Source organism: Aestuariibaculum suncheonense, assembly GCF_014596935.1.
GTDB classification, from domain to species: Bacteria; Bacteroidota; Bacteroidia; order Flavobacteriales; family Flavobacteriaceae; genus Aestuariibaculum; species Aestuariibaculum suncheonense.
Genome location: NZ_JACVXC010000001.1, coordinates 1,054,484 through 1,071,873, shown reverse-complemented (window position 1 = coordinate 1,071,873; position 17,390 = coordinate 1,054,484). Strand labels below are relative to the sequence as shown.

15 protein-coding genes, 1 tRNA gene and 1 pseudogene are annotated in these 17,390 nt (G+C 34.7%); 8 read left to right on the top strand and 9 right to left on the bottom strand.

Translation table 11 applies throughout. The features are described 5' to 3' along the window. Nucleotides 1–38: 38 nt before the first annotated feature. Together ICJ84_RS04825 and ICJ84_RS04820 are read right to left on the bottom strand one after the other, a co-directional pair. Nucleotides 39–1,601, bottom strand: coding sequence for a RagB/SusD family nutrient uptake outer membrane protein (locus ICJ84_RS04825; RefSeq protein ID WP_188215206.1), 1,563 nt, complete (start codon nucleotides 1,599–1,601; stop codon nucleotides 39–41). A gap of 20 nt (nucleotides 1,602–1,621) precedes the next feature. Beyond that, nucleotides 1,622–4,882, bottom strand: a complete 3,261-nt coding sequence (locus ICJ84_RS04820) for a SusC/RagA family TonB-linked outer membrane protein (protein ID WP_188215205.1) — start codon at nucleotides 4,880–4,882, stop codon at nucleotides 1,622–1,624. Nucleotides 4,883–5,303: 421 nt separating this feature from the next. Between ICJ84_RS04820 and ICJ84_RS04815 the strand changes: the two genes are divergently transcribed. The 6 genes and pseudogenes from ICJ84_RS04815 (at nucleotide 5,304) to ICJ84_RS17050 (ending at nucleotide 10,784) form a co-directional block, all read left to right on the top strand. Continuing rightward, complete coding sequence (locus tag ICJ84_RS04815; RefSeq protein ID WP_188215204.1) at nucleotides 5,304–8,297, top strand: two-component regulator propeller domain-containing protein; 2,994 nt, start codon at nucleotides 5,304–5,306, stop codon at nucleotides 8,295–8,297. Between the two features lie 204 nt (nucleotides 8,298–8,501). Further along, nucleotides 8,502–8,618, top strand: a complete 117-nt coding sequence (locus tag ICJ84_RS17105) for a helix-turn-helix domain-containing protein (protein WP_394367615.1) — start codon at nucleotides 8,502–8,504, stop codon at nucleotides 8,616–8,618. 52 nt (nucleotides 8,619–8,670) lie between these two features. After that, the gene (gene istA / locus ICJ84_RS16955; RefSeq protein WP_241748684.1) at nucleotides 8,671–9,297 is read left to right on the top strand and encodes an IS21 family transposase; all 627 of its coding nucleotides are present in this window, start codon (nucleotides 8,671–8,673) and stop codon (nucleotides 9,295–9,297) included. 93 nt (nucleotides 9,298–9,390) lie between these two features. Further along, nucleotides 9,391–9,945 carry a Mu transposase domain-containing protein gene (locus ICJ84_RS16950; protein ID WP_241748683.1) on the top strand — a complete coding sequence of 185 codons (555 nt, stop codon included), beginning with the start codon at nucleotides 9,391–9,393 and terminating at the stop codon, nucleotides 9,943–9,945. A gap of 160 nt (nucleotides 9,946–10,105) precedes the next feature. Continuing rightward, nucleotides 10,106–10,612: pseudogene (locus tag ICJ84_RS04805) on the top strand (ATP-binding protein). Nucleotides 10,613–10,676: 64 nt separating this feature from the next. Next, nucleotides 10,677–10,784, top strand: a complete 108-nt coding sequence (locus ICJ84_RS17050; RefSeq protein ID WP_262891572.1) for an ATP-binding protein — start codon at nucleotides 10,677–10,679, stop codon at nucleotides 10,782–10,784. Between the two features lie 231 nt (nucleotides 10,785–11,015). On the opposite strand, the gene ICJ84_RS04800 is transcribed toward ICJ84_RS17050, so the two are convergent. Continuing rightward, nucleotides 11,016–11,089 (bottom strand) — tRNA-Arg (locus tag ICJ84_RS04800). Between the two features lie 196 nt (nucleotides 11,090–11,285). Between ICJ84_RS04800 and ICJ84_RS04795 the strand changes: the two genes are divergently transcribed. Together ICJ84_RS04795 and ICJ84_RS04790 are read left to right on the top strand one after the other, a co-directional pair. Then, complete coding sequence (locus tag ICJ84_RS04795) at nucleotides 11,286–11,843, top strand: YeeE/YedE family protein (RefSeq protein ID WP_188215203.1); 558 nt, start codon at nucleotides 11,286–11,288, stop codon at nucleotides 11,841–11,843. A gap of 3 nt (nucleotides 11,844–11,846) precedes the next feature. Further along, nucleotides 11,847–12,260 (top strand): DUF6691 family protein, encoded by a 414-nt coding sequence (locus ICJ84_RS04790; RefSeq protein WP_188215202.1) that lies wholly within the window; start codon nucleotides 11,847–11,849, stop codon nucleotides 12,258–12,260. Between the two features lie 60 nt (nucleotides 12,261–12,320). On the opposite strand, the gene ICJ84_RS04785 is transcribed toward ICJ84_RS04790, so the two are convergent. The 6 genes from ICJ84_RS04785 to ICJ84_RS04760 all read right to left on the bottom strand — a co-directional run bounded on the left by ICJ84_RS04785 (nucleotide 12,321) and on the right by ICJ84_RS04760 (nucleotide 17,389). After that, nucleotides 12,321–12,596: an ATP-dependent Clp protease adaptor ClpS gene (locus ICJ84_RS04785; RefSeq protein ID WP_188215201.1), complete on the bottom strand. Its 276-nt coding sequence runs from the start codon at nucleotides 12,594–12,596 to the stop codon at nucleotides 12,321–12,323. A 104-nt stretch (nucleotides 12,597–12,700) separates the two neighbouring features. Next, nucleotides 12,701–13,537 carry a 50S ribosomal protein L11 methyltransferase gene (gene prmA / locus ICJ84_RS04780; protein WP_188215200.1) on the bottom strand — a complete coding sequence of 279 codons (837 nt, stop codon included), beginning with the start codon at nucleotides 13,535–13,537 and terminating at the stop codon, nucleotides 12,701–12,703. 129 nt (nucleotides 13,538–13,666) lie between these two features. Then, nucleotides 13,667–14,416 (bottom strand): triose-phosphate isomerase, encoded by a 750-nt coding sequence (gene tpiA / locus ICJ84_RS04775; RefSeq protein WP_188215199.1) that lies wholly within the window; start codon nucleotides 14,414–14,416, stop codon nucleotides 13,667–13,669. A gap of 47 nt (nucleotides 14,417–14,463) precedes the next feature. Continuing rightward, on the bottom strand, nucleotides 14,464–14,952 hold the full coding sequence (locus ICJ84_RS04770; RefSeq protein ID WP_188215198.1) for a TlpA family protein disulfide reductase: 489 nt from the start codon (nucleotides 14,950–14,952) through the stop codon (nucleotides 14,464–14,466). 20 nt (nucleotides 14,953–14,972) lie between these two features. Beyond that, nucleotides 14,973–16,049, bottom strand: a complete 1,077-nt coding sequence (locus ICJ84_RS04765; protein WP_188215442.1) for an ABC transporter permease — start codon at nucleotides 16,047–16,049, stop codon at nucleotides 14,973–14,975. 11 nt (nucleotides 16,050–16,060) lie between these two features. Further along, nucleotides 16,061–17,389, bottom strand: a complete 1,329-nt coding sequence (locus tag ICJ84_RS04760) for a BT_3928 family protein (protein WP_188215197.1) — start codon at nucleotides 17,387–17,389, stop codon at nucleotides 16,061–16,063. Nucleotide 17,390: the final 1 nt, after the last annotated feature.

Here is a 17,390-nt window from a genome sequence, read left to right as displayed (position 1 = left end):
TTTTGTAAAGATTAGTATTACATTTTTAAACTCTGGAATTAATAACCAGGATTCTGTTTTAAATTTCCTTTGTATTCATTAATATACCTTACTGGTATTGGGTAAACCATTTTATATTCATTATCATCAAATTTTTTGTATCCAGCACCTCCTGTAACTCTTTGATATCTAATCAAATCATCTCTTCGTGTTCCTTCGCAATATAATTCATGCGAACGCTCTGCTAAGATACTATCACGCATTTGAATTTTAGACAAGGTTGATAAGGGTTGTAATCCTGCGCGTACACGAATAGCATTAATAAACGATGTTGCGCTATTGCCGCCATCACTTGTTTGAAGCATGCCGTCTTTATCTACCTTGGTTATCGCTGGAGCACTTACAGTGGCGGTTTGACCAAGTTCATTTAAAATTTCGGCCATAGATAATAAAACATCAGCATAGCGATAAACAATAAAATCATGCCCTTGAAAATACCCAACCTGATTATTATCTGTATCGTATTTTAAAGGAATTGCGCCGTCACCCACACCGTGACGATTTGAGAAAGGATGGTCACGATCTATTACCAGTCCCGAATCTGTAGTATAGGAAGCTGCAATACCCGATAAACGCATATCTTTAGGGTTAAATGTATCATAAAAATCCCAAAGAATTTTATATCCTCCCCAAGATCCAGCACCTCTATTTAGGGCACTAGGATAGTTATTTGGAAGGGCTTCTGCATGATACATGTTGGTATTAAAAGAATAATCGGAAGGTGTTGCAAAAATAATTTCTTTGTTTCTCTTATTTGCCATGGCAAATACATCGCTATAATTTTCTAATAAATTAAAGGATCCTCCTGCAATTATTTTTTCAGCACGTTCTTTGGCTTTTATCCAAAAATTAGAATCGCCCGTTCTACCAGCTTCAAGCATGTATAATCGCATTAAAAGGAAATTTGCTAAATCCGAATTTACTCTTCCAAAATTAGTACCGAAATCGGCTTTAGGAAGGCTTTCTCCTTTTAATAAAAAGTTTTCTATAATTCCCGAAAATTCTTCATAGCTTGGACGCTCTGGATAGGCAATAATTTGTGGATTCGCCAACATTTCATCTGTTGGATAAGGCACAGGACCATACCAACTGTAAAGTACAAGAGCTTTCCACCCTGCAACAACACTAGCTTCAGCGATTAGCGAGTTCTTTTTCACATCTGGTATATCCATTGCCTCCAGTTGCTTAATTACAACTCTTGCATTGGATATATGATTGTAATATTTAAACATACGATCTGTCCCGTAAGCATTTTCTTGAGACCATTGGTGTGTTCTTAAATATTCCCAAGGATTAGAACCATACGAACATTTAATAATATCGCCTGCTGCCACTTCCGAATTCATTATTGACGAGTTAATGTTTTGCACAAACATTCCTGTACTCCAAGTAGCAACCTTAGTTATAGAGTTATAATACAATGCAGCTATTGCCAATTCGGCATCTCTTTCTGTCTTATAAAAATTATCGGGTGTAATTTTATTGTACTCCTCTCTTTCTAGCTCACAACTTTGAGCTAAGAATGCAAAAATTAGAATAAAAATTATAAAATTTGTTTTCATCTTTTTAATTATCTTTTTAGTTAGAATGTAAGCTGAACGCCCATGTTAAATGTTCGTTGATTAGGGTAAGCCCCAACATAGGCATCTGTTTCAGGATCCATACCTGTATATGGTGTAAACAAAAATGGGTTCATTACGTTACCATATAATCTTAATTTTTTGAGTTTTATCTTTTCAAGTACTGATGCTGGCAAGGTATATCCTAGGGTAATATCCCTTACACGAACAAACCATGCTTCTTCTAAGAAAAAATCTCCAGTACCATGCTGTGCTACGCTTTGTAATGACGAAACACCTGTGCCTAATCGGTTATCACTATTGTACCTATCAACTATATTTTCCTGCATATTAGAAGCTATATTTAGCATTCCCATAACAGAAGGTCCTCCAAATACGATTTCTGTCTGATTTTCTTTCCATCTGTTGAATACACCATAGGTATAGATAGAAAGGTCGAACTTTTTATAGTTAAATGTATTATTAAAACCAATAGTAAATGGTGTGTTTATTCCTACTTTTACTTTGTCGGCATCATTAATTTTACCATCTGGTTCACCAGAATATTGTGGTTTTCCATTTTCATCGACTACACGATTTCCTTCATCATCTAATAAATAACCATTAACATCAAGAATTTTTATAGTACCAGGTATCTGGTTTAATTCATCAGCTGTATCGAAGTACACAAGTCCATCAGATTTATATCTCCAAATTTCCCCAAAATATTGTTTAGGCGATTCATTTATCCCTAACACATAACTTGGATCACGCTTTAACCACTGATCACGGTAATATGTAAAGGTTATATTAGAACCCCATGAGAAATCTTTATTTTCGATATTCTTAGTATTAAGAGTTAGTTCGGTTCCATAAGTACGTTTTTTAGCATCCAAATTATAACGTAAAGTAGATACCGGATTAGAACTCAATAAATTCTTATTCCCTAATATGCGACTTATTTCTCTATTGAAATATTCCAGAGAACCTGATATACGACTGTTAAACATAGAAAAATCAATACCAAAGTTTAAATCTGCCTGTTTTTCCCATTTTAGATCAGGATTTCCTAGTCCAGCCAACTGCACACCAGAAATCACAGCATTTCCCCACATGGTATTGGCACCTGGTGAATAATAATCTGTAAACGCGGTTCCAATATTATCGTTACCTGTTTCACCATACCCTGCTCTTAGTTTAAGTTGATTTAACCATCCGCTAGAACCTTTCATGAAAGATTCTCGTGTTACGTCCCACCCTATTGATACTCCTGGAAAGAAACCATATTGATTTTTTGGAGAAAAGTTAGACGAGCCGTCTACCCTTAAATTCACAGTCATAAAATACTTATAATCGAAATCATAACTCGTTCTTAAGAAATAAGAAATAATCTCGGAACTACCACCATTAGACCATATGTTTGCTCTATCGGCAGCCAATGCCAAGTTATTCCATTGCACACCATCATAAGGAAAGTTAGTAGCTGTTATACCACTACCTTCCCAACGGTAATGCATATATTCAGTACCTAAAGTACCCGATACATGATGACTATCGCCTAGGGTATCATTATAGTTAAGTAATGCTTGAAATTGTCCGTTAGTGTTTTCATTACCTGCTCTATCTGCACGACCATTAGTACTTAAACCTGCTATTGTAGAGGTTGGCAAATAGCCATAACTCTCACTTTGGTTTCTGTCGAAACCTACTTGTGTTTTAATTGAAAGCTGTGGTAAAATTTTGTACTCTAAAAATGCATTGGCAAAAAACCGTTCCATTTTAGTTTTATTCGTAATTTCCAATAAAGAGACAGGGTTTGGAAAGTTAGATTGTCTCTCATTTATTTGATAACTACCACTCTCATTTCTTATAGGTAATGTTGGATCGAACTGTAATGCACTGGTAAGAATACCACTGTTTTCAAATCTTCCACCATTCCCAATAGACACATTATCAGAATTAATTTGACTAAAGTTAATAGTAACCCCTGCCTTAGTTTTTTCTCCTAAATTTTGGTCTACATTAACGCGACCAGTGTATTTAGAAAGGTTATTATTCTTAATTATTCCTTCTTGGTTAAAGGCTCCAAAAGAAGCATAAAAACTAGTGTTTTTTTGGCTTCCTCTCATAGAAAGGTCATAGTTTTTTACCGTACCAGGACGTGTTACAGCACCAACAAAATCTGTTCCTTTTTTGGTGCCATTTTCAAATTCAGTAATTTGATCATCTGTATATAACGGGATATACGCCCCAGGAGCAGACCAACCAACTGGCTTAGGCACAACCTCATACACATGTTTTCTACTATCGTATAACCATTTTTCAAATTGAACACGATTAGATTCAATCATATAATCTGTTGCCTCAAGCATGTTAGGAAGATTGTAATATTTTTGAACCCCCGTAGTGGTATTAAAATCCACTGCAAATGATTCTCCCCCTTTTTTTCCGCGTTTGGTTGTTATTAAAATAACACCACCAGCCGCTTTAGAACCGTAAATGGACGTTGCCGATGCATCTTTTAAAATATCAATGCTCTCAATATCGTTAGGATTTAAAGACGATAATACCCCATCTAGAGATCCTGTCCCAAATTGTCCTACTGTAGTAGGTGAAAAACCAGTTGTAGGCATTCCGTCTATTACAATTAAAGGAGAACGACCAGTAGCAGCCCCTCTTATTTGAAAACTTACTGCACCCCCAGGCTGAGCAGAATTTAAATTCACATTTAATCCAGCTGCTCTACCACTTAAAGATTGTGCTATCGATGATGTAGGTGCTTTCACTGCTTCAGAAACATCAATAGATGAGACCGAAGATGTTACACTACGACGGCTTTGAGTTCCATATCCGACCACCACTACTTCATCCAAGCCAGCAACATCCTCTTCCAAAGTAATTGTAAAACTAGTTTGATTTCCAACAGCTATTTCTTTTGACTTGAATCCAACGTATGAGATTACTAATATGACATCCTTACCTTTAAGATTTAATTCAAATTTACCGTCAAAATCTGTTTGAACACCATTGCTCGTTCCCTTTTGAAAGACATTCGCCCCCAATAATGGCATACCAGTATTATCATAAACAACACCTTGGATGTGCAATTCTTGTAAATTAACTCTATTTTCTACATTAGGAACTATTGAATTTAAATTATTAGATGCTATAGCATAAGTTTGTAGAACAGAACTAAGCAACGCAAAACTTGCTAAGCTCAGTCTTAAGTCAAATTTTAAAGCTAAAGCGCTTGTAATGTACTTTGACTTCGTTGTTTTTTTCATATTTAAAATTTTTAGTTGGTAAATAATTTTTTGAAATTTTAAAAAAAGTTTCTTGTAAGTCTGTTAAACCAATAGTGAACATTTAAAACTCTTTTTTTTTTCAATGATTTATTGTTAATACATACTGTAAAAAATATTAGCATACAATTTTAGCTAACTAAAGGTGATACGATTTCCATAAAGTTTTTAAAAAATTATACACTTCGCATTTTTTACGGAACTAATGTAGATATTACATTAATCAAACGTTAATTTTAATTCATACATTAGGGGTACATATCAAATACAATATGGGTACATATAAAAAATAAACTGGTCACATTATTATTTTTTTTACACAATACAATACCTTTATTTACAAAGCTTTATTATATTTACATTCCTAATTAAGGTGTACATATTATAAAAAAAAAGTTAACATATGCGTAATACATTCCTTATGTGGTTTGTTTTTGAAATTGTATTTTGTAAAAGCTTATTATACAGCCAAGAATACCTATTAAGATTTAAAAATTTAAACCATAAAAATGGTCTTTCAGATTTTAGAATTACAGATGTTTTGCAAGATTCCAACGGTATTATATGGTTAGGAAATAAAATAACGGTTGATCGTTACGATGGAGAAAGAACTATTTCCTATGTTTTAGGCACAAATAACATTATTAATCAATTAATAGAAGATCAAGACCATAATATATGGGCTGCCACTAGTAAAGGCCTTTTCCTTTTTAACAAAAACGAAAATGTGTTTGAACAATTTGAAAACGATGTTTTAAAAAACCAAAACATAACAAGCATTATGCAATGTGATGATAAATGGTTATACCTAAGTACGCAAAATGGACTTCTAGTAAAAATTTATCATAATGATTCAGAGCCTCTTAAAAATAAGTTTCAAATTATCGAACCGTCACAAAAAATTGCTGGATTTATTAAAAAAATTTCAAAAGGACACAACAACACCTGCTGGCTAGGTTGTAGTAACGGGTTCGTTTATAAACTTAAAAATGATAGCATTTCGTCAATTCCATTTAACAAAAAAAATTCAAACACTGCTTCTATAAATGATTTATGTGAAGATGACTCCAATAATTTATGGGTCGCTACGAATGGCAATGGACTTTATAAAATAAACCTCGAAAACAATACAATTAAACATTTTAACAGAGATGTAAATAACAATAAAACAATTAACAATGATATTGTCCTAAGTCTTCTACCAATAAAATCCGACCTATGGATTGGAACAGATGGTGGAGGACTTAATCTATACCGATCAGATTCCGAATCGTTTAGTTATTTTATTCAAAAGCCCAGCACTAATTCTATATCGGACAATTCAATTTTATCTATAAAACAAGGACTTAACAAGAATATTTTTTTGGGTACGGTACATGGAGGTGTTTCTATTTTCAAAAATAAATTCTCTATTCAAAATATTCCACCAAAAATACTAGGCTTTAATCACATAGATCAACAAGGTTCTATAATACTTGAGGATAGAAAAGGAAATTTATGGATTTCGGCTGGGAGAGATGGTCTTATCAAATATTCTCCTAAAACAAAAACCTCTAAACATTATGTAGATGACCCCAACAATAAAGAGGATCTAAATGGAAGCATCATTTTATCGCTCTATGAAGATAAAAGCAATAGGCTTTGGATTGGTACTTTTAGAGGAGGGCTAAATATATTGGATTTAAAATCAGATAAATTTATATCTAATTACAATAAAAAATTAAATTCAGTATTTTCAATTTGCGAAGATGTTATTGGAAATATCTGGGTAGCCCAACGCTTAGGTGTTACCATTTACGACCCAAATATCAATGTAATTAAAGAATTACACCCAGTATCAGATTCTTTACTTTTATCTAATGGTACAAATTCTATTTTTAGGGACATAAACGGTGATATGTGGGTTGGAACAATAAATGGTCTTTATCGGTATGAAAGAACAAAAAACACATTAAAAAAACACAAATATCTTCATAAAGACAATGACTCGCTGTCCTTAACCAATAATCATATTTTATCCATAAGTCAAACAAAGGATCTTTCCATACTAGTTGGAACTTACGGTGGTGGATTACTTAAATACAATAGAAGTACTGACAATTTTAGCAGACTTAACCAATTGGGAAATAAGGGTAATATAACAAATGGGATTTTAACAGACAATAATGATAATATTTGGTTAAGTACTAACTCAGGGCTTGTAAAAATAGACACACTAGGCAACATATATAATTTTGATGAAAACGACGGTGTTTTTCCCTTTACGGGTGGTGCTGCTTATTTAGATCGTTCAGGAAAAATTATTATGGCAGGTAATTATGGTCTTTCATATTTTAAAACCGAAACACTTTCTCCTCCAGAAGTAAACTTCAAGATTAATTTTACTTCTGCTAGTTTAATTAATAAAAACTCCAAAAATGAATTATTGTATACAGATTTATCGGAATTTCAAAATAATTCTAACAGTTGGCTCACGATAAATAATGACAACATTTTGTTTACAATAAAATATGCCTGTAGTGACCCCATACTAAATGAAGAAATAAATTATGCTTATAAAATATCGGGATTAAACAATATTTGGCATGAAATAGGACCTCAGAAATCAATTTTTTTTTCTAACCTTAAACCTGGTAAATATACTTTAACCCTTAAGGCATCAGATAAGAATGGTAAATGGTCACCTCATACAACTTTTATTAAAATAAAAGTACTTCCAACTGTATGGGAAAGCATCTGGTTTAAAATGACATTGTTAGGACTTATCACTTTGCTAGTCGTAATAATTTATCGCTGGAGAATTTCTAAAATCAAAACACAAAAAGAAAAACTCAAACAATTACTCGATCAAAGGGCCAAAGAAGTAAAAAATCAACAAAGCAAGATCGCTGAAAATAAAATTAAAATTTTAGAAATAGAAAAGAAAAATCAAGTTTTAAAGCAAAAAAAATTAAAAGACGAACTCACATTTAAAACAAAAGAATTAACCAATAACACCCTAAGGTCTGTTCACAAAAACGATTTGCTAAATGATATAAAAGATAACCTAAAAAAGGAAATCCGTCAAAAAACGATTAGCAAAGACAATCTAAAAAAAATAATTAGTAATATTGATGACAGTTTTATGCTAGATAAAGAATGGAATCATTTTTACGAATTATTCAATCAAATCCACCCAAGCTTTATCGCAAACCTTAAAGTCTCTTGCCCTAATTTAAATGAAAGAGACGTAAAATTATGTGCTTTGATACTAATGGGCTTTACGACTCAAAATATGGCAACACTATTTGGCATATCTCTTAACTCAGTAAAAGTTGCTCGATATAGACTTCGAAGAAAATTAAATCTACAAGAAAGCGAATCAACAGTTGATTTTCTTAAAAATCTAAAAACATAATGTTTATTTGAATGGAATAAATTATACCTTAACCAGATTTTTGGAATATAGTGCAAAAAAAAGGGCTATATTGAGCCACCCACAGCGGATTAAAGTGAGCATAGCGCGGCTGATGAAACTGAGCAACCTGCAGCGGACGAAAGTGAGCTACTAAAAAATCAATTCTATTTGTACGGCATTACCGATCTTATAATCAAAAAGATCATGGCCAATAAACAAATAGATATGCGAAAAGTAAAACAGATATTTAAGCTTTATTCCGAAGGTGTTAGCAAACGAAAGATAAGCCTTCAGTTAGGTATCTCACGCAATACCATTTAAGTACATCGATTTCTTCAAGCGTTATCAGCTTACAGGTTATGAAGTCTCAACCATGACCTTAGAAGAGTTGGACAGACTTTTTAAATCCGACCAAAAACCCAAACCAGAACAACTTGTTATGTTAGAAAAGTACTTCCCTTATTTTGATAAGGAACTTCGTAAAACCGGTGTCACGAAAGAACTTTTATGGCAGGAGTATTACACGAAACATCCTAATAGCTATAAACTATCCCAGTTTAGGTACTGGTATCGCGAGTGGACTAAGGAAGTGTCTCCAGTGATGCATTTTACCCATAAAGCCGGAGATAAATTGTTCATAGATTTTACAGGAAAGAAACTCTCCATTGTAGATAAGTATACCGGTGAGATCCAGGACTTAGAAGTTTTTGTCTGTGTTTTGGGCAGTAGCCAGTATACTTACGTAGAAGCCTGTGAGAGCCAGAAGAAAGAAGACTTTATGGCTTGTGTTGAAAATGCTCTTTGGTTCTATGGAGGGGTGCCTCAGGCCTTGGTTCCCGACAATCTTCGGGCAGCCGTTAGTAAAAGTAGTTGCTACGAGCCCATAGTTAACATCGATTTTGCTGATTTTGCAGAGTATTATGAAACCGCAGTGCTCCCCACAAGAGCATACAGACCTCGTGATAAGGCCATTGTAGAAAATGCAGTTCGCATCATATAGACACGTGTATTTGCTCCACTTCGCAATCAAACCTTCCACAGTATAGCAGAACTTAATAAAGCCATATTAGAACAGCTTAAAAAGCATAATGCCATGTCTTTTAGGGGGCGCGAGTACTCCAGATATTCTCTTTTCGAAGAAATAGAGAAACAGGCTTTAAAACCATTACCTGAAAAACGCTATGAAATCAAGAGGCAGTCCAGAGCTACCGCTCATAAAAATAGTCATATCTACTTCAGTAAAGACAAGCATTATTATAGCGTGCCCTATGAACATATAGGCAAGCGTGTTAAGGTTATATACTCGGAAAGTGTTATAGAGATTTATCACAAGAATGAACTCTTAACCTTCCATGCCAGAGAGCGCCAGAAATATGGCTATACCACCACAAAGGAGCACATGCCTTCACATCATAGGTTTGTCAGTGAGTGGATCAGTGAAAAGTTTATCGACTGGGCCAGTCAAATAGGTGTGCATTGCCACACCATGATTGTTGAAATTTTAGATAAAAAACAACATCCGGAGCAATGTTACAAATCCTGTTTAGGCATCCTTCATCTGGCTAAAAAAGTAGGAAAACAACGGTTGGACAACGCCTGTAAACGGGCGTTAGACTATAACTCATACAATTATAATTATGATAGATAGGATCCTGAAAAACGGATGGGATAAACTCGATGAAGAAGACACAGAAGCGTCTATAGATAGCCCTAATCATAAAAACATTAGAGGCAGTCATTATTACAAATAAATTAGATTATGAATACAAAAACATTAGAACAAATGAAGCAACTAAGGCTCTTTTGGTATGCACAGAGCTTTTGAAGGTAATTTAACGCCTGAGAGCATCAATTACACCTGTGATGAACTCATAGAATATCTTAGCCAATCTGAATGGAATGACCGTCAAAATCGTAAAATAGACCGCTTGACAAAGTCAGCACATTTTAGGTATAATGCGGTTATAGAAGCAATAGATTACGATCCTTTAAGAGCACTTTATAAGAACCAGATCCAGCGTTTTACGAGCTGCGATTTTATTAAGAATAACTAAAATATCCTCATAACAGGCAGTACTGGTGCAGGAAAAAGCTATATGACTTCTGTCCTAGGTCATCAAGCTTGTGCTCTTGGGCACAAGTTGGTTTACTACAATGCTAATAAGCTTTTTACCTTATTAAAAACAGCTAAACCTGATGGCTCATATTTAAAGATGATTAGTAAACTGGAAAAACAAGATTTATTAATCATGGATGACTTTGGACTTAAAGCTCTGGATAATATTACTCGACATGCTTTATATGGAAATTATTGAAGATCGCCATGATAAACGCGGTACTATTATTGCTTCGCAATTACCTGAGGAAGCCTAGCATAAAATGATAGGAGAACAAACTATTGCTGATGCTATTTTGGATCGGCTTGTTCACACAGCTCACCGTATCGATATTAAAGGAGAATCGATGCGTAAAAAATTAAAAAAATAACAGTAAATTTAACCACAAATGAATCGATTTTGAGCACTTAGCTTACTATGCTCAATTTTTTCCGCTGCAAGTGGTTCTGTATTTCCGTTTTTTTTTGCAACATAGAACAACCTAAGCTTAAATGAAAAATTCAAAAAGATAAAATACTTCGAAATACATTTAATTTGAAGATTTTCTGAAAACATAAAACAAAAAAGGCTTCCAATTTCTCGGAAGCCTTTTAAACTCTAGTGACCACGCCAGGATTCAAACCTGGAACCTCTTGAGCCGTAATCAAGTGCGCTATTCAGTTGCGCCACGTGGCCGTTTTTTGTGGGTGCAAATATAGAACTTTTATTCACTTACCACCAAATTATTTTTCATTATTTTTTGTTTTTTTTTACCAAAAACAACTAAACACATAACAATCAATTATTTAGTTAAAATCACTAATTTTGTTTGGTAACATTTATTACATAAGTAATACTTAGTTCCATTATTTTTGCGGTAAAAATTGTATAGATGGATTATATTTTAAGCCCTTGGCCATGGTATGTTTCTGGCCCACTCATTGCCTTAGTAATGGCATTGCTCCTATATTTTGGTAAAACCTTTGGTATGTCGTCAAACCTTAGAACCATGTGTTCTATTATGGGGGCCGATAAATTCGCCGATTTTTTCAAATTCGATTGGAAAAGTCAATTATGGAACCTGACGGTTGTTGCAGGTACAGTTATTGGTGGATTTATTGCTACACATTATCTGTCTGATGACAGTGTAACCGACTTAAACCCTGCTACAGTTACCGAATTACAACACATGGGATTTGAAAACCCGGGAGCAACCTTAGTACCAGACGAAATGTATGATGTAGAAGCAATCACTTCTGTTAAAGGTTTAGCGCTGTTAATTATTGGAGGTCTTTTAGTTGGTTTTGGTACCCGATACGCAGGCGGATGTACTTCTGGACACGCCATTACTGGATTAAGTAGCCTACAAAAACCATCGTTAATTGCGGTTATCGGATTTTTTGTTGGTGGTTTAATTATGACGAACCTTATTTTACCCTTAATTTTCTAGTTTATGAAGTTTTTAAAATTCTTATTAGTAGGCATATTTTTCGGAATCGTTTTAACCAAATCTGAAGCTGTTTCTTGGTTCAGAATCTACGAAATGTTCAGATTTCAATCCTTCCACATGTACGGTATTATAGGTACCGCTATCGCATCTGGAGTAATCTTTTTACAGTTAGCAAAACGCGGACATATTAAAAATACCGAAGGCGCTGAAATCTTTGTGCCTAAAAAAGATAAAGGATTCCCGCGTTATATCATTGGCGGTATCATCTTTGGATTTGGATGGGCCTTAGTTGGGGCTTGCCCGGGACCTATGTACATTCTTTTTGGTGCAGGGTATTACACCATTGCTATTGTGATTATAGCTGCTATTGCTGGGACATTCATTTATGGCGTTTTAAAAGATAAACTCCCTCACTAAAAAAACTATGACACATTCATTCTTAGTATTTACTTTAATAAATTCTAAGAATGAATCGTGTTAAACTATTTCTGCACTTAATCCTGCATCAAGTAACATGGAGCAACGCGGCTTTAAATCGTCGTAAGCTCCTGTTTTAACCGTACATTTTCCATTATAATGCACAATAATAGAACACTGCTCGGCTTGTTCTGCTGTGTGATCACAAGCATAGATGAGTGTTTCAATAACATGATCGAAGGTATTAACATCATCATTATACAAAACAATTTCGTTTTGCGTTAACACCTCTTCTTCCAGTAGTAATTCTTCTAATGTTTCTTCTCTAGTACTCATACACATTTTTTTAATCATTTTTTAGAGATTTCATAAGACTTAAACCGTCTTGAAATTAGAGGCATTTGCAAGAAACACCTCATAACATACTCCAAAACAGCGTACTAATTTAAAAATTTTAATGCAACCCACTGATTTCTCTCGAATTTTTCAGCAAATTTTAACAGTAATTTTTCGCACACTTCCTGAATAACAGGAACGTCATCGTTATAAAATCCGCTTAAAAACAAGATGCCGTTTTCATTTAAACACGATACATAAGTTGCCATATCTTGCAATAAAATATTACGGTTGATATTCGCAATAATCACGTCATACCTTTTGCCCTCCAGCACGCTGGCATCGCCTTCAATAACTGTGATGTGTTCGCAGTTATTACGATCCACATTCTCTAAGCTGTTTACATAACACCAGTTATCATAATCTACAGCATCAATAGGTTTTGCGCCTTTCATTTCGGCTAAAATGGCCAATACCCCGGTACCACAACCCATATCTAAAACCGATTTACCCGTAAAATCGTTTTTTAGGATATGCTGTATCATCATATGTGTCGTTTCGTGGTGGCCAGTACCAAAACTCATTTTGGGTTCTATAATAATATCGTATTCCGTATTGGGTTTTTCGTGAAAGGGTGCACGTACCGAACATACATCGTCAACCACAATCGGGTTGAAGTTTTTCTCCCACTCTTCGTTCCAGTTGGTTTGCTCTATTTCGCTGAAGGTATAGTCGATTTTAAACTCTTCTGAATTTAAAATTTGAACATCGTTTAAAATGTCTTCATTCCACTCCTCCTTTTGAATATATGCGGTAACGCCGGTTTCAGTTTCTACAAAGCTTTCAAATCCGGCAAAGCCTAGCTCGGCAATTAAGATTTCTACAGCGGGTTGCAATGGTGTTACGGTAAATTCGTATCCTAAATAAATGATGTTTGACATGGTTTATTTTATATTAAAACCTCATGAATGTAACACTCATGAGGCTGGTTTCTTGCTTTTGAATCTGGTATTGCTAAATTTATAAAACTACCTCAAATAGTTAAAAGGCAATACCCTGTGATATCTTAATTAAAATGCGTTTACAATCGCGAAAAAGTCTTCGGCGTTTAATGAGGCACCCCCTATTAAACCACCGTCAACGTCTGGCTTAGAGAAAATCTCTACCGCATTGTTAGGTTTTACACTTCCTCCATAAAGAATCGATACGGAATTGGCAACATCCTCGCCATATTGATTTGCTAAGGTCTTTCTGATGAAGGCGTGCATATCCTGAGCTTGTTCAGGACTTGCCGTCTCACCTGTTCCAATAGCCCAAACCGGTTCGTAGGCTAAAACGATATTTTTAAAGGCACCAGCTTCTAAATGAAATAAAGCGTTTTTTATCTGGCTTTCCACAACATGTTCGTGATTATCAGATTTTCTATCGGCTAACTCTTCACCAAAACAGAAAATAACACGCATATCGTTTGCTAGAGCCGCATCTACTTTTTTAGCTAACATCTCGTCAGTTTCGTTGAAATATTCACGACGCTCACTGTGGCCTAAAATAACGGTTTGTACACCTACACTTTTTAACATAGCTGCGCTAACTTCTCCTGTGTAAGCGCCGTTTGCTGCAAAGTGCATATTTTGTGCGATAACCTCAATTCCCGAACCTTTTAAACTATTATAGGCCGAAAATAAGTTGATTGCCGTTGGCGCAACCATCACTTCAGCATTCGACGTTTTTGTTTGTCCTTTTAAACTTGTAATTAACGATTCGGTTTCGCTTAAATCGTTATTCATCTTCCAGTTTCCTGCTACAATTTGTGCTCTCATGTTACTGTTACCCTGTTTAGTTTAAGGGATTTTTTATTAGTAGTTAGTTATAAAATTTCTTTAATGCGTTGATCGTCTGCCTCAATAGCTTTAAACAGTTTTATTTTACCTGTTTTATCAACCACCATATATCTTGGAATCCAATCCAGTTGAACAAAAGTTCCGAAAGGCCCTTTCCAACCCGATTGCATAAAATAATGTTCCCCGTTAACGTCATATTTTTCAATCCCCTTTTTCCACGCTTCTTTGGTTTTATCCAGAGATAAAAACAAATACGTTACCTCACCAAATTGCTCTTGTAAATCGTGAACTTTAGGCATCCCTTTTATACAATCACTGCACCACGATGCCCAGATATCTATCACTACAGTTTTTCCTTTATACTGTTTGATAATATCTTTAAATTTTACAGCTTCGCCATCAAGGCTTTCAAAGGTATCGTTTAAAGCTTCTTTTGAAAATTTTGTTGGCTGATCTTGTGCCACACAACTTAACATACTGAAACAAACAACAATACTTAATACAAATAATCTCATAGCTAATTTTAAATTTGTACTTATTGTAGCTTTACCTTTGGGTCTAACCAAACGTAAATAACGTCTACAAAAATATTAATAATTATAAAGAGTAACGCTATTATTAACACCGCACCCATTATTACAGGCAAATCTAGTGTATTTAAAGCATTTACTATTTCTTTTCCAAGGCCATTCCAGCCGAAAATATACTCTACAAAAACCGCGCCAGCCAACATGGAAGCAAACCAACCCGAAACAGCCGTCACCACCGGATTTAATGCATTTTTCACCGCATGACGCGTAATAATTTGAAATTCGCTCAAGCCTTTAGCCCTTGCTGTGCGAATATAATCCTGATTAAAAACTTCCAACAACGAATTACGCATAAGCTGAATCACCACGGCTAACGGACGAATACCTAAAACCACAGCCGGGAGAATTAAGTTCTTCCATTTGATATGCATAGCTTCACCAAAATCATCCAGTTCATACAAACTGCCCGTCATTTCTAAATGGGTGTATTCATGTAATACATAACCAAAAAACCAGGCAAACAATATCGCACTAAAAAACGATGGCACACTCATACCAAACGTACTGAATATTTGAATGGTTTTATCTAACCAGGTGTCTTTATACAACGCAGAAACAATGCCTAATAAAATACCAAGTACCATGGCAATGGCAATAGATGACACGGCTAGCACGAATGTATTGGGTAAGGTTTCAGCCAATACCTGGCTCACCTTTTTACCTTGTTTGGTAAAAGATTCTCGTAAATACGGATACTTAATGGCCATGCTTGTTTTACCAATGGTAAATAATGTCACAGCGGTATATTTATTCGGTTGTAAAAACGTATAATCATTTGCATTTGTAGAATGAAACGATACTGGCGACAAATCGTTTAAATAATAAAAATACTGTGTACTTAGTGGTTTGTCGAATCCGTACTTTTGTTTTACAATCGCCAGCTGATTACTATCCTCGTTCTGTCCCAGCATCATTTGTGCGGGATCTCCGGGAAGCACATTAAATAAAAAGAATATAACCGTGACTACCCCAAACAAAGTGAGACCGGCATAAGTGATTTTATTTAGGAAATAGCTAATCAGTTATATTTTTATTAATTTATACTATCTTTTTTCAATATCACATTCATAAAACCAACATAACTACTATGTCTTGCCGTATTCAATGAATCTAAAACCTCATCATCAATTGTAAATCTTAAGGTTTTTATTGAATCTGTTTTCTCTAAAGCATCAACCTCTTCCTTTGTTGATTCCCTTCCATCAATTAAGTACAAAATATTATCTTTATTCAGTTCTTCGAATGATTTTGGCTTTCTTTCAACCTTCGGCAATTGTAAAGTTTCAATATCGTTCCAGTGTACTTTTTGTTTGATGGTACCTTTATCCATTTCAATAAGTCCTGGATTAGCTCTAACCACGGTTTTTAAAGCTTTTTCATCACATAAATACCAGTCGAAATCCAAACCATAAGCTTCATTGACTTTTTGTTTGGCAGCATCACCCGACGCAGTTAGTCCGATAACCGTATAACCTAAACCTTCAGCTTGCTTTGAAAATGTTTTTAACTTTTCGGCTCCCTCCTTTTCAATCTTCTCAAGACTATAAGAGATGATGACGATAATATTATCTTCAGACAAAAAGTATTCGGTTAAGTTTTCGCTATCGCTTTCAATGGAAAAATCATAAATTGGTGGCTGATAGCCTTCTTCAATCACTTCGGTATCTACACTTACAAAATCACCTTCTACTGATGGATAATCTCCTAAAGTCTTAATGATTTCCTCTGTACCATTCACATTAAATTTCCAGCTGTATTCAATTACAGGTTTTGGCGCATCTTCAGGAACCGACATACCTTCCTCAATATTTGCTCCTATTTTATACGCTCTGAAATCGACTACCGGTAAGTGCATTAACACATGAAACCCTAACCATAAACAGAAAATAAAACTCAACATGGCTAAGATGGTTGTTGGTAACTGCGTAAAAACAGGTGTAATGTATTTTTTCCCTATGAATAACACCAGAATAAACACCAATAAAATCACATCTTTAATAAAACTCTCCCAAGGTGTTAGTTTTAAAGCATCACCAAAGCATCCGCAATCTTTAACCTTATCGAAATACGCCGAATAAAACGTTAAAAAGGTAAAAAACACAATCATGCCCAGTAAACTCCAAACCGTAAATTTAGGTTTGTAGCCGATAAGCAAAAACACACCTAAAATAACCTCGAATACCACTACAAAAATGGAAATCATTAAGGCATAAGGCTCCAAAAAGGGTAAGTTTAAAACATCAGGACTAAAATACTCCTGTAATTTATAGGAAAACCCAAGCGGGTCGATAAGTTTAATTAATCCTGAAATAATAAATAAAACACCGACAAATATGCGGCTTAAAGAGACTAAGATTTTCATA